Below are 20,135 nucleotides of genomic sequence, written 5' to 3'. Positions count from 1 at the left end.
GCTCTCTATCGGCTAGAGGTGTTCGGGTGCGTCGATGCCGAGCAGGGACAGGCCACCGGCCAGCACCGTCCCGGCGGCTTCGGCGAGGGCCAGCCGGGCACGGTGGGCGGCCGAGGGTTTCTCCTCGCCGCGCGGGAGCACCGTGTGCTGAAAGACGAGCAGGGCGTCGGCGACGGTGACGAGGTGCCGGGCCAGGCGGTCGGGGGCGCGGTGCGTGGCGGCGTGGGTGAGGGCGTGGGGGTATTCGGCGAGGGCGGTGACGAGGGGGGTGGTGGCGTCGGAGGTCTCCGGCCGGGTGGCGGACGGACTGTCCTGTGGCGCGTCGTGCGGCGCGTCGTGCTGAACACCTCGCCGAACATCTCGTACGTCACCGGGGGTGCTGGTGAAGCCGAGGGCGGCGGCGTTGCGCTGGAGGGCCCGGACGCGGCTGTGGGCGTAACGGACCCGGAAGAGCGGGTTGCTCGCGCGCTGCACGAGGAGGTCGGCGGTGACTCGAGGCCGGTCGTGGGCGGCGGGGTACAGCAGCGCCCAGCGAGCGGCGTCGGGCCCGAGCGGTGCGGGGTCCTCCGGTGCCGGTACGGGCCTGAGGTTCACGGGTTCGGCGTGCTCGACCTCGACGCGGCCGCCCTGACTGGCGATGATCCGCACGAGGGCGTCGGCGACGACTTCGGCGCGGATGTCGTACGGGATGCGGAGCTCGACGACTTCTCCGCAGAGGTCGTCGGTGTGGCCGTAGGGGACCGGTGGGGTTGCCGGTGAGGCGTCCTGCGGGGCTCCGTGCGGGGCTTGCTGCGGGGCTCCGTGCGGGGCTTGCTGCTGGACTCCCTGGTGAGGCCGGCCCTGGATGCTGCGGACCAGCGCCGTGGTGGCGGCACCGTCGAGATGGATGTTGAGGAAACCGGGCCCGGTGATCTCGACGTCGGCGACGCCCTCCGTGCGGCTGATGTGGGGACGCAGGATTTCGGCCACCTGCCGCGGCGGCCGACCGGCGGGCCGGGCCAACTGCAACGCGATGTTCGTCGCGTAGTCCCCCCGCCCACCGGGCCCCGGCGGCGTCACCACGGCCCGTTCCGGCACCGCCACGCTCAGCTCCCCCTCATCCACAGCACGACGCACCGCGCGCAGCACGGTACGGGAGAGCTCGACGGGGGTCACGGGACAAGCGTATGGGAGGAGGGGGGTGGGTAGGCGAGCTGGTTTGGCGGAGGGTCCGGGATGTGGACGGGAGGGGGTGAAGGGAAGCGCGACCGAGGGGCGCCACCAAACCACCGGACCGCACCGAAGCACCGGACCGCACCACAGCACCGGATCTGACTGGATCGGACCGCGCCGCCCGACCGCCGGACGGCACCGGATCCCACCGAACTACCTACTCGGCTCGCGGCCCACCGACGGATGTGGTCGTGCCGGTGCCCGTGCCACCACCGAGGCGGAACCGGGAGTCGCCCTCGCACCCTCCACCGACCTCCTCCACCTGCTGACCGCGCGCGCCCCGCTCGATCAACTCCTTGACGAGTCCCACGAGTTCAACGGGCTCGAACGGCTTGGCGAGAAAGGCGTCGACACCGACCTCGAGCCCGGTCTCGACCTCGTACTGGCTGCAAGCACTGACGATGGCGATGGGCAGATTCCGGGTGCGGGGGTCGTTGCGGAGCCCGGCGGCGGTACGAAGACCGTCGAGCCGGGGCATGACGACGTCGAGGGTGATCACATCCGGCCGAACCTGGTGCACCACATCCAGACACTCGGCACCATCGGCCGCGGTCACCACCTCGAGCCCCTCGAGCTCCAGATTGACCCTGATCAGCTGCCGGATGACCTTGTTGTCGTCCACAACAAGCACCCGGCCGGACGCGCCTGGCACAACTCGAGAGTAGGTCGACACCCACCGCCGCGTCCGGGTTTTCCCCACTTCCACCCCGTCCGTGCGCCCTCCCCCAGGTCAGCCCCACCCTCACTCCCCCGGAAACCCGTTCATGACCTTCCCTTCGAAGCTGGTAGGGTTCTACCCGTCGCCGCGCATACCGCGCCACCGACACCGCCCCCGTAGCTCAGGGGATAGAGCAACGGCCTCCGGAGCCGTGTGCGCAGGTTCGAATCCTGCCGGGGGCACTTCGCCTCAACCAGCACGATGATGTGGTTGACCGGCGCAGATGCCTAACTCAAAGAGCGGGCCCCAGTCTCACTGGGTCCCGTTCTTTCTCGTTGTTGCGCACTGCTCGCGTGTGGCGTGTGGCATGTGGCGTGTGGGGACACGACCGCGCCTTGCGCAGCTGGGCCTCACAGTCGGGCTGCGTCTCTGGGTTGCGGCACCATGACGGGCATGGATCTTCAGGGGATAGGTGCGATCTCCGCAGCCGTAGTGGCGCTGATGTCGATACCCACCACAGTGCTCGTAGGCCGATGGCAGATGAAAGCCGCGTTGGGCGCGGCAGAGGCCACCAATAAGACGGGCTTGGCTCAAGCCGAATCTACCTACCGTGCAGCACTGGACGCTGTCCACGCCGAGACACACGCCGCTCATAGGCAGTGGCGTCATGGCATCCAGCGGGAGGCTTACGCTTCCTTTCTACTTGCAGCGCACCGAGTAGTGGAGGTGGGCGAGCGATTTGTCGCGGACAACGCGGAAGAACTTCCGCCGGAGAGCATCGGAGCCGGGAAGAAGGCTGTTGACGATGCTCTCGCGGCGCTCAGGGCGGCTCAAACAATCATCGAACTGGAGGGTCCCGACGACGTAGCTGCGCCTGCCGCAGGGATGACCAATGCTGCTAAGTCGATGGCGATGTACCTAGGTGAGCAGGCCACCTTCGAGAGAGCGCTGGGAAAGCTCCACAGAATGCTGGATGATCAGCAACCGCTCGTGACTGCCTCCGCTGAAAGGCTCATACAGGCGCTTTCTCATCTGCGCCGTCTCCGCTCGGCGGCCCCTCTCGATTCCGCCGACCTGGACGAACACGAGACTCGAGAGACCCGAGCCGCCGAGCGATCCTGCCGTGAGGCCGAGAGCGCCTTGCCGCCCAACGCCCTCGACTCCCAAGAGTTCGAGGCACTCATAGAGGGGCACTCGCCCCGTCCCCCAATGCTAAGCAGCAGGTACTTCGATGCTGCTGGTAAATTCGATGACGACGAAGTGATTTTCGTCCGAGCCGCGAAATTGGAACTGCACAACTGAGCTCCCTATGGCAGCTCTGCAACGGCAGATACAACCATTCAGCGGAGTGCGCGAATCGACGCAGCACAACCTCCTAGACCGAGGTAGCAGTAGCCATATGGCGAGCCGAGGCATCCGTATCTGATCCAGATGCGAAGCATCCGCGCACCACAAGCGCACCAGATCGAGCGGGGAACAGGGGGGAATCACGGTGAAAGCAGCCGGGCGGGATGAGGCCGCGTTGCGGTCAGACGCCCGGTCAACAGCCGAACCGATCCCAAATGATCGCAGCTTCCCAAGCTGATGGCCTTCACGCTGCCGGCCACAGGTCCGCCGGGCACGGCATCTCGGCAGTTGCACCCACCGTGTCATCTCACGCGTGTCCAGTCACCTCTGAGGGCACAATGCCGCCATGGGCGCAGGGGAGATCGCTTTTGTGGGGGCGGTGGCGGGCATCGTGGCGTCAATCGTCGGCGCTGGCGGAGCGGTGGTGGCCGCTCGATTGACCGGTAGGTACCAGTCACGAAGCCAGCATGCCCACTGGCGACGCCAAGTGCGCCGCGACGCTTATGCCGCCTTCCTCGACTCCATTGCCCGGTTCAACGAGTGGAGACGTTCCTACCGCGAGCGGACCTTGCTCGGCGAGGCCATGCCCGAGGGATCAGCTGACAGACTCCGCGAGCTCATCCGGAGCATCGAAAGAGCACTGTTCATCGTTGAGTTGGAAGGGCCCCCAGAAGTGGCGGCGCGAGCCGACACCGTCATGCGCTCGATCGCTGACTGGCAAGCCTCTGTCATTGTCTCTGAGCTCCGTGCTGCACGAGGCGCCCCGCCGCGGGACGATGTCCCAAGTAGCGCCGCCATGCACCACCAGGTCAATCAGTCTGTGGCGAGCTTCAAGGCCGAGGCTCGTGCCGCCCTGGATGCTCCCGACACGGCTGACCGCGCATCCAGGATTTGAAGGCTCTGCTTTTCGGAGATCTTCTGAGTCGCGTGGCGGCCAGCCATCAGGGAGGCGCAGCAAGGCACCGACAACCCGATCAGCCAGCGCACCATCGTGGCTGGCTGCCGTGGGCCGAGGTTCGTGCCAGATGCAGGGGTCAGTCACGGTCAAAGATGGTGCACTTTGGATAAGTTGCAAGCGCCTGACCAGGTAGCGAGGCACGAGGCCAGCGGCACAGCCCTCCAGCCGCTCTCCCAAAGGGGGTGTCGCAGGTTCGAATCCTGCCCACCCAGCGCACATGACCGCCACCGGCACCCCGGCCCCGGCCCCGGCCCCGGCCCCGGCAATCCACACGATCGCCTACACTCTCGACGTCCTGGTACCGATCGTCGACCTCGGACAGCAGAAGGCATGGATGCCCAGCGGCAACGCCCTGTACTGCTCTTGGCTGCTCTCCGGCACTGGCTGGATACTGACCACGGCCCTGGCGGCAGGACTCAGCGGGGTACTCAAACGGAACTAACGACACCCCGGAGCAGGGCTGGAGACTTCATCAGCCTCCCTGCCCGTAGTTCGCATCGAGGGGTGTCAGGCAACCACGCCCCGCGGACCATCTATGGACGGGCTATCGCCCATCCAGCGGTCAAAGGTCTGTGACCTGCTCATACGTCTGGGACAGAAGCGGCCTCCTGAGCCGTGCCAGGAGGACGATCTCGGCCTCGATCCAAGGGGGCCCAGGGCCTGGCCCTCGTCGGACAGGTCCATGACGGCAGCTCAGCCGAGGATCAGCGGGAGTTTCGCGGTCAGGTCGCCCAGGGCGGTCCTCTCCGCCTCGGTCGGTGTGCGGCGGCCGGTGCCGATCAGTAGGGCTTCCTTGTCGGGGAGCGATCGTGGGAACGCCGTGCCTGCGAGCTTTTCCAGCATGTCGCGGGAGCGGGCGAGGGTCTCCGGGGGTGGGTCCGCCGTGTCCGGGAGGTGGGCGGTCAGGTCCAGGTGGTGCAGGGTCCATTCCATGACGTACGCGGAGAGGTAGTCGGCCACGGTGATCACCTCGTCGCGCGTGCCGACCCGGAGGTTCGGGTCGGCGAGTGCGGCGGCGCGGCCGGCGGCGGAGCCGACGTCGTCCAGGTGGAACTTGAGCAGCCAGGGCTCCTCGTACGCGGCCGCCAGCCGCACGGTCAGCGCGTCGAGCGGGTCGTCGCCGGTCGGCGGGGTGTCGGTGACGTCCCAGTAGGTCAGGGCGTCGCGTGTCGGTTCCTTGTCGGTGGGGGTGACGAGGGTGATCAGGACGTCCTGGGCGTCGATGATCAGGTGGCACACCAGGTCCCGTACGAGCCAGCCGGTGCAGCCGGAGGGGCGGGTGAAGTCCTCGTCCGGGAGTTCGGCGACCGCCGTGCGTAACGCCGTCCAGGCGTGTGAGAAGAGGTCCACGTCCGCAAGCTAGCAATCGTGTGATCGCCGCGGCGACCGATTTCGCCGGCGCCACGGACGGGGCACGGGGCACGGGGCACGGGGCGTCCTTGCGTGGGGACCTGACCGTCGGCCGGTCCTCTCGTACCCCGGCTGGTGCGGTGGGCGGGCCGCGTGGCGTGTTCGCTCCTATCGTGGAACAGCACAGTCATGCTCGGCCGTGGAACAGCACGGTGATGCTCGGCGCGGAGGCAGGCGGGTCATGAGCCAACCGCAGATCGACTATGCGGCGGTCTTCCGGGGCCTGCCCGGCATGGTCGCGCTGCTCACCCCTGACCTGGTCTACGCCGACGCCAACGACGACTTCGTGCGGCTGGCCGGGCGCACCCGGGAGCAGTTGCTGGGCCACTACATCTTCGACGTCTTCCCCGAGAACCCCAACGAACCCGCCGCGGCCGGCATGCGCGAGACCGAGGCCTCGATGCTGCGCGTGGCGGCCACCGGCGAGCGCGACACGATGGCGCTGCTCCGCTACGACATCGAGGATCCCGCTCGGCCCGGCCATTGGGACGAGCACTACTGGAGCCCGGTCAACGCGCCCGTCCGCGGCCCCGACGGGCGGGTGGAGCTGATCGTGCACCGGGTGGAGGAGGTCACCGAGCTCATCCGCGCGTTCGGCCGGCGGGGCGGCGACCGGCAGGCGCGCGTGCTGGAGGCCGAGCTGTACACGCGGGCCCGGGAACTGCAGGAGGTCAACGAACGGCTGCGCAGGGCGCACGCCCACGAGCGCGAGGTCGCCCTCGCCCTACAGGCGGCGATGCTGCCGCCGCCTGGCGCGACCGGGCCGGTGGCGCACGGGGCGGCCGTGCGCTACCGGCCCGCCGTCGATTCCCTGAACGTGTGCGGCGACTGGTACGACCTGGTCGACCTGCCTGGTGAGAGCCTCGCGGTCGCCGTCGGTGACGTGGTCGGCAACGGGCTGGCGGCCGCCGGCGCCATGGGGCAGCTGCGCAGTGCGCTGAGTGCGGCCTGCCGCGTCGCCGCGGGTCCGGCCCAGGCCCTGGACGCGCTCGGCCTGTACGCCCGCTCCGTCGACGGCGCCGAGTCGACGACGGCGGCGACGACGTTCGTCGACTGGGACGAGCAGTCGATCACCTACAGTTGCGCCGGTCACCCTCCGCCCGCCCTGCTCCGGCCCGACGGCTCCGTGGTCTTCCTCGACCAGGCCACCGACCCGCCTCTCGGCGCCCGGCCCGAACACGTCCCTCGCCCCCAGGCCCGTACGTCCTTCACCGAGGGCTCCACCCTGGTCCTGTACACGGACGGACTGATCGAGCGCCGCACCGAGGACATCGACAAGGGGCTGGACCGCCTCGCCGACTCTCTCGCCCGTCACCGGCGTTCCGATCCCGAGGTCCTGGCCGATGCTCTCCTGGCCGATCTCCTGCCGCCCACCGGCACCACGGACGACACCGCCCTCATCGTCCTCCGGCTGTGAAGACCAGAGGTCCAGAGGGTTGGAGGGTCAGAGGTCCAGAGGGTCAGAGGTCCAGGGGGTCGGGAAACGGGAAGGACCGGCTCGGTGCCTTATGGCGTCGAGCCGGTCCTTCGCCGTGGTGCCGTGGTGTGTCGCCGCCGGGCGGGGCCGTCAGTCCGTGCCGGACTCCATCGCGGCGCGGTCCAGCAGCGCGTCCTCCTCGGAGACCTCGCCGCGGGAGGCGATGGCCTCGGCGCCGCCCTCCGGGAGGGTGCCGATCAGGCCGGTCGCGGCCGCCTGGGCGGCACCGATGGCGGGGCTGCCGGTGCCGATCAGGCCGAGGCCGGCGTACTGCTCCAGCTTGGCGCGCGAGTCGGCGATGTCGAGGTTGCGCATGGTGAGCTGGCCGATCCGGTCCACCGGGCCGAACGCGGAGTCCTCGGTGCGCTCCATGGACAGCTTGTCCGGGTGGTAGCTGAACGCCGGGCCCGTGGTGTCGAGGAGCGAGTAGTCCTCGCCGCGCCGCAGCCGCAGCGTGACCTCGCCGGTGACGGCCGAGCCGACCCAGCGCTGCAGCGACTCGCGGATCATCAGCGCCTGCGGGTCCAGCCAGCGGCCCTCGTACATCAGCCGGCCGAGGCGCCGTCCCTCGTTGTGGTACTGGGCGAGGGTGTCCTCGTTGTGGATCGCGTTGACCAGGCGCTCGTACGCCGCGTGCAGCAGGGCCATGCCGGGGGCCTCGTAGATGCCGCGGCTCTTGGCCTCGATGATCCGGTTCTCGATCTGGTCCGACATGCCGAGGCCGTGGCGGCCGCCGATGGCGTTGGCCTCCATGACCAGGTCGACGGGGGACTCGAACTCCTTGCCGTTGATCGTCACCGGGCGGCCCTGGTCGAAGCCGACCGTCACGTCCTCGGTGAGGATCTCGACCTCGGGGTCCCAGAACCGCACGCCCATGATGGGCTCGACGGTCTCGACACCGGTGTCCAGGTGCTCCAGGGTCTTGGCCTCGTGGGTGGCGCCCCAGATGTTGGCGTCGGTGGAGTACGCCTTCTCCGTGCTGTCGCGGTAGGGCAGCTTGTGGGCGAGCAGCCACTCCGACATTTCCTTGCGGCCGCCGAGCTCGGTCACGAAGTTCGCGTCGAGCCAGGGCTTGTAGATCCTGAGGTGCGGGTTGGCGAGCAGGCCGTAGCGGTAGAACCGCTCGATGTCGTTGCCCTTGAAGGTCGAGCCGTCGCCCCAGATCTGGACGTTGTCCTCCAGCATCGCCCGGACCAGGAGCGTGCCGGTGACGGCACGGCCGAGGGGGGTCGTGTTGAAGTACGCGCGTCCGCCCGAGCGGATGTGGAACGCCCCGCAGGTGAGCGCGGCCAGGCCCTCCTCGACGAGCGCGGCGCGGCAGTCGACCAGCCGCGCGATCTCGGCACCGTAGGTCTGCGCACGGCCGGGCACCGAGGCGATGTCGGGCTCGTCGTACTGGCCGATGTCGGCGGTGTAGGTGCACGGGACGGCACCCTTGTCCCGCATCCACGCGACCGCGACGGAGGTGTCGAGGCCGCCCGAGAAGGCGATGCCGACGCGCTCGCCGGCGGGGAGGGAGGTGAGGACCTTGGACATGGGAAGAGTATGCATGCTTTCGCATGATCATGCAAAGCCCTCAGGTCACCTTCCCTGCGTTCGGCGTTCAGGTCGCCGTCGCCCCGGCGTTCAGGACTCCGGCCGCCTGGGCTTTCGGGTCGCCACCGCCTTGGCTTTCAGGTCGCCACCACCTGGGCTTGCAGGTCGCCACCACGTTGGTTTTCAGGTCGTCGTTGTTTCGGCTTTCAGGTCGCCGTCGCCTCCGCTGCCGCCCGTCCCGCCTGGCGGCCGGAGAACAGGCAGCCGCCGAGGAAGGTGCCCTCCAGGGAGCGGTATCCGTGGACGCCGCCTCCGCCGAAGCCCGCGACCTCGCCGGCCGCGTACAGGCCGGGGATCACCTTGCCGGCGTCGTTCAGGACGCGGCCCGAGAGGTCGGTCTGGAGGCCGCCGAGGGTCTTGCGGGTGAGGATGTTGAGGCGTACGGCGATGAGCGGCCCCGCGCTCGAGTCCATGATCTTGTGGGCCGAGGCCGTGCGGCTGAGCGTGTCGCCGGGGTAGGCGAGGGCGTTGCGGATGCCCATGACCTGGACGTCCTTGGTGTAGGGGTTGTCGATCTCCCGGTCGCGGGCGTCGATCTGACGTTTGAGGTCGTCCAGCTTGATCAGGTTGTCGCCGGTCAGCTTGTTCATGCCCCTGACGAGTTCCGAGAGGGTCGTCCCGACCACGAAGTCCACGCCGTTCTTCTTGAACTTCTCGATCGGCTCGGGGGTCTGCCAGATACGAGAGAGCAGTTGCCAGACGTTCTTGTTGGTGAGGTCCGGGTTCTGCTCGGAGCCGGAGAGCGCGAACTCCTTGGCCATGATCTTCTGGGTGGTGACGAACCACGAGTAGTCGTAGCCGGTGTCGGTGATCGACTTGAGGGTGTGGAGGGTGTCGTAACCGGGGATGTCGGGCGTGCCGAAGCGCTTGCCGGTCGCGTCGAACCACATGGACGACGGGCCGGGCAGGATGCGGATGCCATGGCCGGGCCAGATCGGGTCGTAGTTCCTGAGTCCCTCGGTGTAGTGCCACATGCGGTCCGGGTTGACGATCCGCCCGCCCGCCTTCTCGGTGATCGCCAGCATGCGGCCGTCCACGTGTGCCGGGACCCCGGTGATCATGGACTTGGGCGGGGTGCCGAGGCGGGCGGGCCAGTTCTGCCGTACGAGGTCGTGGTTGGCGCCGATGCCCCCGGAGGTGACGATCACGACCGGTGCGCGAAGTTCGAACTCGCCGACGACCGTACGGGAACTGGGCTTGCCGCGCTGGGCGTTGCTCGGTTCCAGGATCGCGCCGCGTACGCCGGTGACGGCGCCGCCCGTCGTGACGATGTCGTCCACGCGGTGCCGGAACTTGAAGGTCACCTTCCCGTCCTCGACGGCGGCCCGCACCTTCTTCTCGAACGGCTCGACGACCGCCGGGCCGGTGCCCCAGGTGACGTGGAAGCGGGGCACCGAGTTGCCGTGGCCGTCCGCGAGGCCGCCGCCGCGCTCGGCCCAGCCGACGATCGGGAACCACTGCATCCCGAGGCCCGCGAGCCAGTCGTGCTTCTCCTCCGAGGCGAAGTCGACATACGCCTCGGCCCACTTGCGGGCCCAGTGGTCCTGGCCCGACGGGTCGTCGATACCGCGGTCGAAGCCGGCCGTGCCCAACCAGTCCTGCCAGGCCAGGTCCTTGGAGTCCTTGATGCCCATCAGCCGCTGTTCGGGGGAGTCGACGAAGAACAGGCCGCCGAAGGACCAGAACGCCTGACCGCCGAGGCTCGCCTCCGGTTCCTGGTCGAGCAGCAGCACCTTGCGTCCCGCCGCGGCCAGTTCGGCCGTGGCGACGAGTCCGGCGAGCCCGCCGCCGACGACGATCGCGTCGGCGTCCTGCGACTCGGCCGCGAACGCCGGTACGGTCTGTGACGCGAGGGCGGCTCCGGCGAGCACGCCGCCCGCCGCGGTCAGGGCGCCGCGGCGGCTGATCAGGGCAGGCGATGCTGCGTTCTCCATGGGCTGCCTTCCGGGAGAGGTGCGCAGGGTGCGGACAACTGGGCTGCGGGACAACCGGGTTGAGGCACAAGCAGGTCGAGGAACAACCGGGTTGCGGGACAAACGGGTTGCGGGCAAGGGGAGGGTGTCGTTCCGACCGCCACCCTGTTACCGTCGGTAGCCGCCAAGGAAAGCAGGCCGCCGCGACGGTGCGGTAGTTGCCGGGCGTCAACGCGGGGATCTTTCGTTGTGGCCCGGCGACATTGCCCGGAGCGGGGAAGGGGCTCATGACGGTCGTTCACGAACGCGAGCCGGTCGCCGGGATCCTGCGGGCCATGGCCGCCGACAGGGACGTGTGCGGCGAACTGGTCGACGCGGCGAGAACCCACTCCCCCGAGGTGGCCCGGCTCACCGAGGCGGAGACCCACTCGCATGCCGCCGCCCTGATCCGCGCGGCCGGCACCTGGTTCGCCACCTTCGGCCGGGTCGAGGAACAGGACTTCGCCGCCGCCCTGCTGCTCGGTGCCGACCGGGCGGGCCAGGGCGTCCCGATGACCGCGGTGGTGCGCGGTGTCCAGGCGGCGCTCACCCGCGCGGTGGAGATCACCCTGGACCGCTGCCGGTCTGCCGGAGTGCCCGACAGCACGCTGCTGACCGTGGTCCTCCGTCTGAAGGAGTACGGCGACGCGGTCGAACGCCACGTCATCAACGGATACCGCGCCGCCGAGCGGGGCAGAACACCGCACGGCGTGAGCGAGAACCGGACGAGGCTGCTGCGGCAACTGCTGGTCGGCGGTGTCGTCCCGTCCGCCGAGGAACTGGCCAGGGCCGGGCTGCGCCCGGACGGCACGCACCACTGTCTGGTCTCGGACGTCGGCGACCCCGCCCGCTCACGCCTCCTCGCGCGCCGGCTGTCGGCACGCCGCGGGGTGTCCGGGCTGGTGGAGGGGCGTCTGGTGGCGCTGTGCCCCCGGATCCCCAGGGGCGAGGAGATCGGCGAGAGCGCCCTCGTCGTCGCCTCGCCCGCAGCTCCGCTCGACGGGCTGCGCCCGCTGTACCGGCTCTGTGTACGGGCCGTCGGTATCGGTGGGCGACAGGAACGGCGGGGCCTGTACGAGCTCACCGACTTCGCCGCCGAGATCGCCCTGGCGGACCAGCCACTGCTCGGCTCCCTGCTGGGCGAGCGGCTGCTGGACGGCCTGGACCGGTCCGACGGGTTCCACCGCCAACTCGCGCTCACCGCCCGGGTGTTCCTCGACAACGGCCGTCGGCTGGATCAGACCGCGGCGGCCCTGTTCACGCACCCGAACACCGTCCGCTACCGGCTCGGCCGGCTCCAGCAGCTCACGGGCGAGTCACTGGCCGACCCCTCCCCGGAGTACCGCTCCGGACCGCTGAGCACGCTGCACTGGTGGTGGGCCCTGACCACGTGGCTTCGCGCGGACGCGGACTCCCTCTCGGGGCGCCAGGAGTCCTCGTGACCTGGGTGTCGGGTGGCGTGAGTCGCGGATGGCGTGAGTCGTGCATGGCGTGAGTCGTGCATGGCGTGAGTCGTGCATGGCGTGAGTCGTGCATGGCGTGAGTCGCGGATGGCGTGAGTCGCGGATGGTGTGGCTCCGGTGACGGGTGTGCCGTGGCTCCGGGGGCGGGCGGGCCTTGCCGTGGCTCCGGTGAATGGGCCCTGCCGTGACTTCGGTGAACGGGCCGTTGTCAGTGGTCGGCGCTAGCCTCGGAAATCCGAGGTTTACCCCGTACAGGAGGTATTCATGGCCACGCGACTCAACCCGTATCTCAGCTTCGCGGGAGACGCCCGCCAGGCGCTGGAGTTCTACAAGGAGGTCTTCGGCGGCGACCTGGCGCTGAACACGTACGGCCAGTTCGGCCAGGCGGACACCCCGGACGCCGACAAGATCATGCACGGCATGCTGGAGACCCCGAGCGGCCTCACCCTGATGGGTGCCGACACCCCGACCGGAGACCACAACCCGGGCAACAACTTCTCGATCAGCCTCAGCGGCGACGACGACGCCGAGCTGCGCGGGTACTGGGAGAAGCTGTCCGCCGGCGGCTCCGTGGCCGTCCCGCTGGACAAGCAGATGTGGGGTGACGTCTTCGGCATGTGCACGGACCGCTTCGGCATTCCGTGGATGGTCAACATCACCCAGTCGTCCGGCTGACCGCCGTCGCTTTCACCCTGCCGGCGGCCGGATTCCTTACCGAACGAGTGGGCGTATCAGGCCTGCAGGATGTGCGAGAGTCCGGCCGTCTCGAACGCTTTGACGACGTCGTCCCGGCCCTCCAGGAAGTGCTCCCAGCTGTCCATGTGCGCGGCGACCACGCGCCGGGCGCCGAGTATCCTCGCCGCCTCGACCGCCATCGCACTGTTGATCGTGATCAGTTCACCACCGACCCTGGGCGACCTGACCGCTCCGATGAACAGCACCGCGGTGTCCACCGGGCCGAAGCGGTCGGCCGTCCGCTGAACGGCGTCCAGGGAGGCGTTGTCACCGCTGACGTAGACGGTCGGCAGGTCGTCGGCACTCAGAACGAAGCCCGCGACATCGCCCATGACCCGCTGTGCGAGGCCGTCGGGGCCGTGCAGTGCCGGTACGGCGGTGACGGTGACGCTGCCACCGTCGGGGCGGTGCAGCGTGGCGGACTCCCAGTCCGCGAGCCCTCGGGCGTTGCCGCCCAGCCGTCCGGCACCACTGGGGGTCGTGAAGGTGACGGGGACCGACGACAACAGCTCCCTGCCGGAGTGGTCGAGGTTGTCAGCGTGCTGGTCGTGCGAGAGCAGGACGGCGTCGACGGGCCCCAGGTCGGCGGGACCCACCAGGGCGGGAGCGGTCTTGACCAGGGAGAAGTCCTCGGTGATCGGGTACTCGCCGGGCTCGTCGAAGGTGGGGTCCGTCAGCAGACGCAACCCTCCGTACTCCAGGAGCACGGTCGGGCCGCCCAGCAGGCGGGCGGGGATCTGCTCGTGGGCGGCAGTCGTCACGAAGGCTCACACCTCTCACGGATGGAGATCTCACGGACAGAGATCTCACGGATGGAGTCTCACGGATAGCGAGTTGCTCATCCGTGAGGGACGGTAGTCGCTTCTCACGGATGGGTGCAAGCCATACCATGAGAGTCATGCAGGAGAGCACGATCGACGACCCGACTCCGCCACCGGCGCCCGGAGCCGAGCGGCACCCCGCCCTCGACTTCGCCAACAGCGCGATCGCCCTGCCCGGCGGCCAGTTCATCGACCTCCTCGGCACGCCCGCCGCCACGAACCAGTGGCTCTTCCAGCGCGGGCTCGCACCGGCCGACGCGGGACTGCGGGACATGTGCGCATCCCAACTGCGTTCACTGCGCGAGCAGATCCGCGCCCTGCTCGCCTCCCACGTCGACGGCCACCCCGCTCCCGCCGACGCCCTGAACGCCCTCAACAGCGCGATGACCAAGGCCCCCGCCGCGGCCCTGTTGCACTGGGACCCCACCCGCGGCCTCCACCGCGCCGCTTCCCATCCGGTCACCCAGATCCTCGATCACGCCCTGGCCGCGCTGGCCACGGACGCGGCCGACCTCCTCACCGGCCCCGACGCCGAGCGTCTCACCGCCTGCCCCTCGGCCCCCTGCACCCGCTACCTCCTGCGCCACGGCCGCCGCCACTGGTGCTCGACCCGCTGCGGTGACCGCGCCCGAGCCGCCCGTGCGTACGCCCGCCGCACGCGAGGGCAGCAGCCCGGCTGACTCCGCCTCCCGGCCGAGCAACTCCTCCCGCCCGACCGTCCGACAGGACCGCTCCCCCACCCCGCCACACCGGCCATCCGGCAGGGCCGCCTCCCCTCCACACCAGCCCTCCGACAGGGCCGCCTCCTCTCCACACCAGCCCTCCGACAGGGCCGCCTCCCCGCCATACCTCCCGGCAGGGCAGCCACCTGTGAGAAGCCGCACACGGCCGTCGCCCGCGCCGCTCCCAGGAAGCGCCACGCCCGCACTGATCTTCCGTTATCGTTTCGTGATCAGTTCAGCCACATCCGATCACACGCTCATCACACTCTGAAAGAACATGACCGCGCATAAAGCCAAACCTTCCAACTCCCGTCGCCGTCGGAGCGGTCGGGCGCAAGCCACCGGGCGACGAGGTCAACGAGGGATTCGAGGCGGCCGAGGCAAGGGGCCCTGGCTGGGAGGCCTGGCGGTGGTGGCCGTTCTCGGGGCCGCCGGATTCGCCGCCGTGGGGTGGACGTCGGGAGACAAGGGAGAGTTACCGGACGAGGCCGCGTCCACCACGCGGGCCAGGCCCACGTCCGCCCCGTCCCGGACCACGCCGAGCCCCACTGCTCCCAAGAGCCCCTCGGGCACGCCGAGTTCCGCCGCAAAGCCCGGCACGTCGGCCCCCTCCCGCATCGACATCCCCTCCAGCGGGCCGGGAACGTACACCTCGGCCTCCGGCGGAAGTGCCAAGGTGGGCAAGGGCAGAACCCTGCGCTACCGGGTCGACGTCGAGGACGGCATAGAGCTGTCCACCGAGGACGTCGCCGAGGAGGTGGAACGCATCCTGGCCGACCCACGCGGCTGGACGACGGACGGCCGGTCGGCGTTCCAGCGGGTCTCCGGTGGCGCCACCGACTTCGTCGTCCGGGTCGCGACACCCGGCACCGTCGACGCCGTCTGCGGGAAGTCCGGGCTGGACACCGGCGGTGAGTACAACTGCAGCGCCGGAGACGACGTCATGGTCAACCTCAAGCGCTGGCAGTTGGCAACACCCGTGTACGCGAAGGACGTCACGGCCTATCGCGCGCTCATCATCAACCACGAGCTCGGTCACTACCTCGGCCACGGCCATACCGGGTGCCCCGGCAAGGGCAAACCGGCGCCCGCGATGATGCAGCAGATCAAGGGCATGAACGGCTGCGTTCCCAACGTCTGGCCGTACGACGAGAAGGGGCAGTTCATCACCGGGCCCGCCGTTTCCTGAGCGGAGCCCACCAGGGGCGCTCCACGCGCCACTTGCCCCTCAGCTCGCCCTTTGCCGCTCAGGCGGGTCGCGCCTGCCGGGTTCTGTCCGTGGGCGGCTGCGGGTCCGGCGTGGCTGATCGCGCAGTTCCCCGCGCCCCTCAAGACCTCACTCCTCGGGCCGAGATCGCCGACGCCGCCCGCAGACTCTTCGTCGGCCAGGGGTGGGCGAGGACGACCGTACGCGCCGTGGCACAGGAGGCGGGCGTCTCCGTGCCCACGGTCTACGCCGCGTACGGCAACAAGACGGGGCTGGCCCGGGCTCTGGCCGACGCCGCCGACCTGACGGCCGACGCGTCCCGCATGCTCGCCGAGTTGGAGGCCCCGACGACGGACCCCCGGCGACAGCTCGCGGCCATGGCCGGCTACGACCGCCGCCTGTTCGAGCGCGCGGGTGACATCATCACGCTGATCCGCGAAGCGGGCCGTACCGAGCCGGAGTTGGCGTCGGCCTACCGCGACGGCCGCGAGCGGGGGGACGAGACCCGGGTACGGGTGTTCTCCTCCTGGCCGGCGGGCGTCCTCCGGGAGGGCCTGGACGTACCATCCGCTGTCGACGTGTACGCCGCCCTCTGCAACATCGACGTCTACGCCACGCTCACCACGGAACGCGGCTGGTCGCCCGAGCGGGTTGAGGGGTGGTGGAGCGGGGCGCTGGCCCGCGAGCTCCTGGGGTCTGGGGCCTGAGGTGTGGGGCCTGAGGTGTGGGGCGTGGGGCCTGGGGGCCTGAGGCCTGGAGGCCCTGGGGCCTGAGTCGGCCCGTCCGCGCGGGGCCGGCCCTGGTGGCAGCCGCCCGGCGCGGGGGCGGGCGGCGGCCACCGTACGGCTACGGCTCGTCAGGCGGCGGCCGCGGCCTCCAGCCGCGGCTCTTCCGCCTCGTACAGCGACTCGATCAGTGAGCAGCGCGCTCGGGCCACGCGGGAGCGGACCGTGCCCACCGGGCAGCCGCTGACGCGCGCCGCCTCCACGTAGGGAAGGCCCAGCAACTGGGTCAGCACGAACGCCTCACGGCGGTCGTCGGGCAGCGCGGCCAGCAGTTCGGCGAGGGCGATCCCGTCGTCGAAGCCGGGCAGGCCGCGCGGCTGGACGCGTTCGGCCGCCGACTGCCAGTCGTCGGTGTCCGACAGTCGGGGCCGGGCGGCGGCGTAACGGATGCTGTCGATCACGGCGCGCCGGGCGATGGAGAGCAGCCAACTGCGCGCCGAGGAGCGGCCTTCGAAGCGGTGCAGGCTGCCCAGAGCCCGCAGGAAGGTGTCCTGGGTCAGGTCGTCGGCCGTCTGCGGGTCGGCGCCGAGGTAGGTGACGTAGCGGACGACGTCCCGGTGCAGCGCGCGGACGAACTTCTCCACGGCGTCGGCGTCGCCGCCGCGCGCGGCGAGCGCCCAGGCGGTTATCGACTCGTCGTGGGACGCGGGCAGGGGGGTCGGCAGGGCAGGAGTGAACACCTGGTGTCCTTCTCGGGAGTCCTGGAACCGGAGCGGCGCACGGGGCGCGGCGGTTCCGGTGGTCGATGACGTACGGCCGCACGGGCGTGCGCGACCGATGCCCGAGGCGAGGAGCGGAGAGTCGGCGAACATGAGAAGCGACACGCGACTTGCGCCATGCGACGTGCTACATGCGACGTGCTACATGCGACGTGCGTGAAGCGAGGAGTCGGCGACGCCTCCGGGTCCGGCCCCGGGGAACCAGCTGTCGTCAGAGGACAGCGGTCCCGGCGGGCGGACCCCGAGAAGTGATGGCATGGACGAGGAGGAGCTGCCGCAGCAGGCGGTCCGAGCCGCCGGTACGGGCGCGGGCGCGGACGCGTGGTCGGTGCGGCGGCGTCGGCAGCCGGAGCAGCAGACGCAGGGGGGCGGCGAGCCATCCGGCGAGTACCCGCAGGATGCGGAAGGCGGCGCGCTCGCCGTGGGCGAGCCACACTCCGCCCAGCAGAGCGGCGACCAGGTGGGCCACGAGCATGGCCGTCGAGGACATGCCGCCCATGGCATGCCCCGCGTGGCCCGTCACGTCCATGCCGCTCATCGAGGCCATCGACCCCGACGCGTCCATGAGGGACGAGCCCGCAGACGACATGCCGGCGCCGCCGTGGCCCGCGGAATGCGCGGTTGTGGCCGCGCCGTCGGCCCCGTCATCGGCCCCCGGCGGTGAGCACAGCACGTAACGCACCCACCGCTCGGCGAGGGACGTCCCGCCGGCCGGTTCCGGCCGCTCGACCGCCTGGGCGAGCGAGAACAGCGCGTGGAGGACCACCTGGGTGACGACCGCGACGGAACCGACGGCGAGAAGTCCGCGTTCACGGTGGGCGAGGCACCACACCGTCCCGCCCGTCGCCAGGGCCCCGGCGAACAGCGCCCACCAGGGCACCTCGACACCGGACGTCATCACGTGCCCCTGCACGGCGAACAGCACGCAGACGGCCGCGAACATCGCAGCCCTCAGCGCGCGAGAACACCGTCCAGCAGTCATGGCGGCTCATCCTTGCACCCGCGTCTCGGCTGTCACAGTCAGGTACGGAAATCCACAGGGTACGGCGCTCAATCCCACAGGCGTGATCCGTACCACAGCAACGTGCCGGAAACCGGGGGAGGTTGGGGCCGCCGAGGCACAGCACTGGGTGCGCCCGCGCGGAGCGGGACAGGTGCCCAGCATGCGTCCCAGGGCGGCCCGAACCGTCAGGACCGAGCCCCGCCCGATCGGCCGCGGACGATCGCGAACACCGCTGCGGCGAGGCCCAGAACGCCCACGACCAGCCCCGCGACACCGATGCCACGAGCGGTCGAGTCGCCCGCGTCCGAGGCGGACGACGTGCTCTTCGCGGACGACGTGCTCTTCGCGGACGACGTGCTCTTGGCGGATGACGGCGAAGCGGCGGCGTCACCGTCCGACGCGGCGCCCTTGGCGGTCAGCTTCAGGGCCGGCGCCGGGTCCTCCGGCTCCTCCCCGCCGGACTGCGCCTCCTCGATCCAGCGGACGATCTTTCCGTCGGAGTAGGTCTGGAGCGCCTTGAAGGTCAACTGGTCGGTGCTGTCGGGCAGTTGACCAAAGGCGACGTCGAAGTCCTCGTACTGCCCGGCCCGGATCGTCCCTCCGGTCCAGGTGATCTCGGAGACGGCCTCGGTGATGGTGCCGTCGTCGGTCTTCACGGGGGTCTTGAGCTTGGTGGTGGTCACCTTGGGGGTCCAGCCGTCCTGCGGCCTGACGAGCACGCCGAGGACGGGGTGGTCGGTGGGCAGGAACACCTGCACCTTCGTGGTGTCGGCGGTGTCCTCCTCGTTGGGGACCCGGAAGGCCAGGACGCCGTCCGTGGCGCCCTTCGCGTAGCTCTCGGGATGGACGGTGACGTGCGCGGAGGCCGCGCCCGCCGCGGTGAGGACGGCGGCGGCGGTCAGGGCGGTGACGGCTCCGGCGCGGCGCAGGGTGGTGCGTGTCGAGGACATGGGTGGTCGATCTCCGTACGGGGAAGGGCGTGCATGGTCAGGTCGCGTACGTGATCGACGCGGGCGGACCCCGCCGGTGGACGGCGTACCGCAGCAGCACCTGCCGCGGCACCCTCGCCCCGCCGGCAGCTCCTCGTGCGAAGCGCGGTGCGCCCGGTACGGCCCGTGCCCCTCCCCGCACCCGCCACCAGGCGACGAGCCCCGGCACGAAGGCGACCGCCCGGCGCAGCAGCGACCACAGCGCCGCCTCGCCGCGCCGCAGCCACCACGTCAGCACGACGGCCGCCGTGGCGTGGGCGGCGGTGGGGTGGGAGGTCAGGACGTGAAGAGGGACGTGAAGAGGGACGTGAGGAGGGAGAGGAGGGAGAGGAGGGACGTGAGGGTGGGCGGCCATGCGCATGCCCATCACCGTCATGCCGCCGTGCATCACCGTCGTGCCGCCGCGCATCACCGTCATGGCGCCGTGCATCACCGTCATGGCGTGCGGCGCGTGCGGCCCGTGCGGGCTGACGGCGCCGAAGGCGAGGTGCAGCCCGCCCTGTGCGGTGAGCGTCCCGCCCCCGATGCCGAGCAGCGACCGCTCGCGGCCGGCCAGTCGCCAACCGATCGCGAAGACCGGCACGACGGCGGCGACCTGCGCCCACACCGGCGGCGCCGCCCCCGTGGCCAGCGCGTGTCCCCCGGTGGCGAGCAGCACGCACAGCACGGCGAACACCGCCGCGCGCAGGCTCCGTACCGCCGGGGACGCCTTCATGCCGCAGATACTCGCACGCGTCACAGCGGTGATCGCACGGGGCTCCGCCCGCACCTGCCTACGGCCGTCATCCGCGCGATCCATCCCTGCCGTGTCCCGCTCCCTGTACCGAGGCGCACTCCGTCGGAGCGCTGTGTGCAGGTGGTCGCCCCGACCGACGGCCAGGTTCCCGGGCTCCGAGCATTTCGCGCGGTGTCCGGCCTCCCGCCAGGCACCACAGGGCGATGACGGGGTCGCAGATCGCGCAGCCCAGCGACGAGTCGTGGACGAAGGGGATGATCGGGTTGCCCTTGGTGTGGTGCACGACGTCCCATGCCGTGTGCCGCAGCCAGCCGACGCCGATGAAGGTCCACGATTCAGAGCGTC

The 20,135-nt window shown here is 70.4% G+C and carries 19 protein-coding genes, 2 tRNA genes and 1 pseudogene; 11 read left to right on the top strand and 11 right to left on the bottom strand.

The features are described from left to right. Positions 1-12: 12 nt before the first annotated feature. Both nrtL and AB0959_RS36665 read right to left on the bottom strand, forming a co-directional pair. Positions 13-1,155, bottom strand: a complete 1,143-nt coding sequence (gene nrtL, locus AB0959_RS36670) for an ArgS-related anticodon-binding protein NrtL (protein ID WP_366831080.1) — start codon at positions 1,153-1,155, stop codon at positions 13-15. A 214-nt stretch (positions 1,156-1,369) separates the two neighbouring features. Further along, positions 1,370-1,864 (bottom strand): response regulator, encoded by a 495-nt coding sequence (locus AB0959_RS36665; RefSeq protein ID WP_366831079.1) that lies wholly within the window; start codon positions 1,862-1,864, stop codon positions 1,370-1,372. A gap of 176 nt (positions 1,865-2,040) precedes the next feature. Between AB0959_RS36665 and AB0959_RS36660 the strand changes: the two genes are divergently transcribed. From AB0959_RS36660 to AB0959_RS36640, 5 genes are all read left to right on the top strand, one after another. After that, a tRNA-Arg gene (locus AB0959_RS36660) sits at positions 2,041-2,112 on the top strand. A 211-nt stretch (positions 2,113-2,323) separates the two neighbouring features. Further along, positions 2,324-3,172, top strand: a complete 849-nt coding sequence (locus AB0959_RS36655) for a hypothetical protein (RefSeq protein ID WP_366831078.1) — start codon at positions 2,324-2,326, stop codon at positions 3,170-3,172. A 391-nt stretch (positions 3,173-3,563) separates the two neighbouring features. Next, positions 3,564-4,112, top strand: coding sequence for a hypothetical protein (locus AB0959_RS36650; protein ID WP_366831077.1), 549 nt, complete (start codon positions 3,564-3,566; stop codon positions 4,110-4,112). A 203-nt stretch (positions 4,113-4,315) separates the two neighbouring features. Further along, positions 4,316-4,386, top strand: a tRNA-Gly gene (locus AB0959_RS36645). Between the two features lie 6 nt (positions 4,387-4,392). Then, entirely contained in the window at positions 4,393-4,617 is a 225-nt protein-coding gene (locus AB0959_RS36640) for a hypothetical protein (protein WP_366831076.1), read from the top strand. Positions 4,618-4,868: 251 nt separating this feature from the next. On the opposite strand, the gene AB0959_RS36635 is transcribed toward AB0959_RS36640, so the two are convergent. Further along, a complete protein-coding gene (locus tag AB0959_RS36635) occupies positions 4,869-5,525 on the bottom strand; it encodes a maleylpyruvate isomerase N-terminal domain-containing protein (RefSeq protein WP_366831075.1) in 657 nt (218 codons plus the stop codon). Positions 5,526-5,766: 241 nt separating this feature from the next. Between AB0959_RS36635 and AB0959_RS36630 the strand changes: the two genes are divergently transcribed. Beyond that, the gene (locus tag AB0959_RS36630; protein ID WP_366831074.1) at positions 5,767-7,002 is read left to right on the top strand and encodes a SpoIIE family protein phosphatase; all 1,236 of its coding nucleotides are present in this window, start codon (positions 5,767-5,769) and stop codon (positions 7,000-7,002) included. 150 nt (positions 7,003-7,152) lie between these two features. Here the strand turns inward: AB0959_RS36630 and argG are convergent, their stop codons facing one another. After that, a complete protein-coding gene (gene argG, locus AB0959_RS36625) occupies positions 7,153-8,598 on the bottom strand; it encodes an argininosuccinate synthase (protein ID WP_366831073.1) in 1,446 nt (481 codons plus the stop codon). Between the two features lie 206 nt (positions 8,599-8,804). Then, the gene (locus AB0959_RS36620) at positions 8,805-10,592 is read right to left on the bottom strand and encodes an FAD-binding dehydrogenase (protein WP_366831072.1); all 1,788 of its coding nucleotides are present in this window, start codon (positions 10,590-10,592) and stop codon (positions 8,805-8,807) included. A 266-nt stretch (positions 10,593-10,858) separates the two neighbouring features. Between AB0959_RS36620 and AB0959_RS36615 the strand changes: the two genes are divergently transcribed. Beyond that, the gene (locus AB0959_RS36615; RefSeq protein WP_366831071.1) at positions 10,859-12,052 is read left to right on the top strand and encodes a helix-turn-helix domain-containing protein; all 1,194 of its coding nucleotides are present in this window, start codon (positions 10,859-10,861) and stop codon (positions 12,050-12,052) included. Positions 12,053-12,337: 285 nt separating this feature from the next. Then, on the top strand, positions 12,338-12,748 hold the full coding sequence (locus AB0959_RS36610; RefSeq protein ID WP_366831070.1) for a VOC family protein: 411 nt from the start codon (positions 12,338-12,340) through the stop codon (positions 12,746-12,748). Between the two features lie 56 nt (positions 12,749-12,804). Here AB0959_RS36610 and AB0959_RS36605 read toward each other — a convergent pair whose 3' ends face one another. After that, positions 12,805-13,569 (bottom strand): MBL fold metallo-hydrolase, encoded by a 765-nt coding sequence (locus AB0959_RS36605; RefSeq protein WP_366831069.1) that lies wholly within the window; start codon positions 13,567-13,569, stop codon positions 12,805-12,807. Between the two features lie 128 nt (positions 13,570-13,697). Here AB0959_RS36605 and AB0959_RS36600 point away from each other — a divergent pair, with 128 nt between their 5' ends. From AB0959_RS36600 to AB0959_RS36590, 3 genes are all read left to right on the top strand, one after another. After that, positions 13,698-14,309, top strand: a complete 612-nt coding sequence (locus AB0959_RS36600; protein ID WP_366831068.1) for an ABATE domain-containing protein — start codon at positions 13,698-13,700, stop codon at positions 14,307-14,309. Positions 14,310-14,763: 454 nt separating this feature from the next. Continuing rightward, positions 14,764-15,540: a DUF3152 domain-containing protein gene (locus AB0959_RS36595; protein WP_366831090.1), complete on the top strand. Its 777-nt coding sequence runs from the start codon at positions 14,764-14,766 to the stop codon at positions 15,538-15,540. 110 nt (positions 15,541-15,650) lie between these two features. Further along, the gene (locus AB0959_RS36590; RefSeq protein ID WP_366831067.1) at positions 15,651-16,265 is read left to right on the top strand and encodes a helix-turn-helix domain-containing protein; all 615 of its coding nucleotides are present in this window, start codon (positions 15,651-15,653) and stop codon (positions 16,263-16,265) included. Between the two features lie 149 nt (positions 16,266-16,414). Here AB0959_RS36590 and AB0959_RS36585 read toward each other — a convergent pair whose 3' ends face one another. The 5 genes and pseudogenes from AB0959_RS36585 to AB0959_RS36565 form a co-directional block, all read right to left on the bottom strand. Beyond that, complete coding sequence (locus AB0959_RS36585; RefSeq protein ID WP_366831066.1) at positions 16,415-17,023, bottom strand: sigma-70 family RNA polymerase sigma factor; 609 nt, start codon at positions 17,021-17,023, stop codon at positions 16,415-16,417. Between the two features lie 250 nt (positions 17,024-17,273). After that, positions 17,274-18,044 carry a hypothetical protein gene (locus tag AB0959_RS36580; protein WP_366831065.1) on the bottom strand — a complete coding sequence of 257 codons (771 nt, stop codon included), beginning with the start codon at positions 18,042-18,044 and terminating at the stop codon, positions 17,274-17,276. Positions 18,045-18,250: 206 nt separating this feature from the next. Beyond that, the gene (locus AB0959_RS36575; RefSeq protein ID WP_366831064.1) at positions 18,251-19,015 is read right to left on the bottom strand and encodes a YcnI family protein; all 765 of its coding nucleotides are present in this window, start codon (positions 19,013-19,015) and stop codon (positions 18,251-18,253) included. Between the two features lie 37 nt (positions 19,016-19,052). Next, positions 19,053-19,769, bottom strand: a complete 717-nt coding sequence (locus AB0959_RS36570) for a hypothetical protein (protein WP_366831063.1) — start codon at positions 19,767-19,769, stop codon at positions 19,053-19,055. Between the two features lie 67 nt (positions 19,770-19,836). Further along, positions 19,837-20,127 (bottom strand): annotated as a pseudogene (locus AB0959_RS36565) (DUF6010 family protein); the annotation flags it as partial. Between the last annotated feature and the right edge of the window lie 8 nt (positions 20,128-20,135).

Source organism: Streptomyces sp. NPDC046862 (assembly GCF_040704615.1).
Lineage (GTDB): Bacteria > Actinomycetota > Actinomycetes > Streptomycetales > Streptomycetaceae > Streptomyces.
This window is presented reverse-complemented; position numbering and strand designations above follow the sequence as displayed.

Coding starts and splice junctions, on each gene's coding strand:
- AB0959_RS36655 (WP_366831078.1), top strand. CDS start 2,324: ATGGATCTTCAGGGGATAGGTGCGATCTCCGCAGCCGTAGTGGCGCTG.
- AB0959_RS36650 (WP_366831077.1), top strand. CDS start 3,564: ATGGGCGCAGGGGAGATCGCTTTTGTGGGGGCGGTGGCGGGCATCGTG.
- AB0959_RS36640 (WP_366831076.1), top strand. CDS start 4,393: ATGACCGCCACCGGCACCCCGGCCCCGGCCCCGGCCCCGGCCCCGGCA.
- AB0959_RS36630 (WP_366831074.1), top strand. CDS start 5,767: ATGAGCCAACCGCAGATCGACTATGCGGCGGTCTTCCGGGGCCTGCCC.
- argG (WP_366831073.1), bottom strand. CDS start 8,598: ATGTCCAAGGTCCTCACCTCCCTCCCCGCCGGCGAGCGCGTCGGCATC.
- AB0959_RS36620 (WP_366831072.1), bottom strand. CDS start 10,592: ATGGAGAACGCAGCATCGCCTGCCCTGATCAGCCGCCGCGGCGCCCTG.
- AB0959_RS36615 (WP_366831071.1), top strand. CDS start 10,859: ATGACGGTCGTTCACGAACGCGAGCCGGTCGCCGGGATCCTGCGGGCC.
- AB0959_RS36610 (WP_366831070.1), top strand. CDS start 12,338: ATGGCCACGCGACTCAACCCGTATCTCAGCTTCGCGGGAGACGCCCGC.
- AB0959_RS36600 (WP_366831068.1), top strand. CDS start 13,698: ATGAGAGTCATGCAGGAGAGCACGATCGACGACCCGACTCCGCCACCG.
- AB0959_RS36580 (WP_366831065.1), bottom strand. CDS start 18,044: ATGACTGCTGGACGGTGTTCTCGCGCGCTGAGGGCTGCGATGTTCGCG.
- AB0959_RS36575 (WP_366831064.1), bottom strand. CDS start 19,015: ATGTCCTCGACACGCACCACCCTGCGCCGCGCCGGAGCCGTCACCGCC.
- AB0959_RS36570 (WP_366831063.1), bottom strand. CDS start 19,769: ATGAAGGCGTCCCCGGCGGTACGGAGCCTGCGCGCGGCGGTGTTCGCC.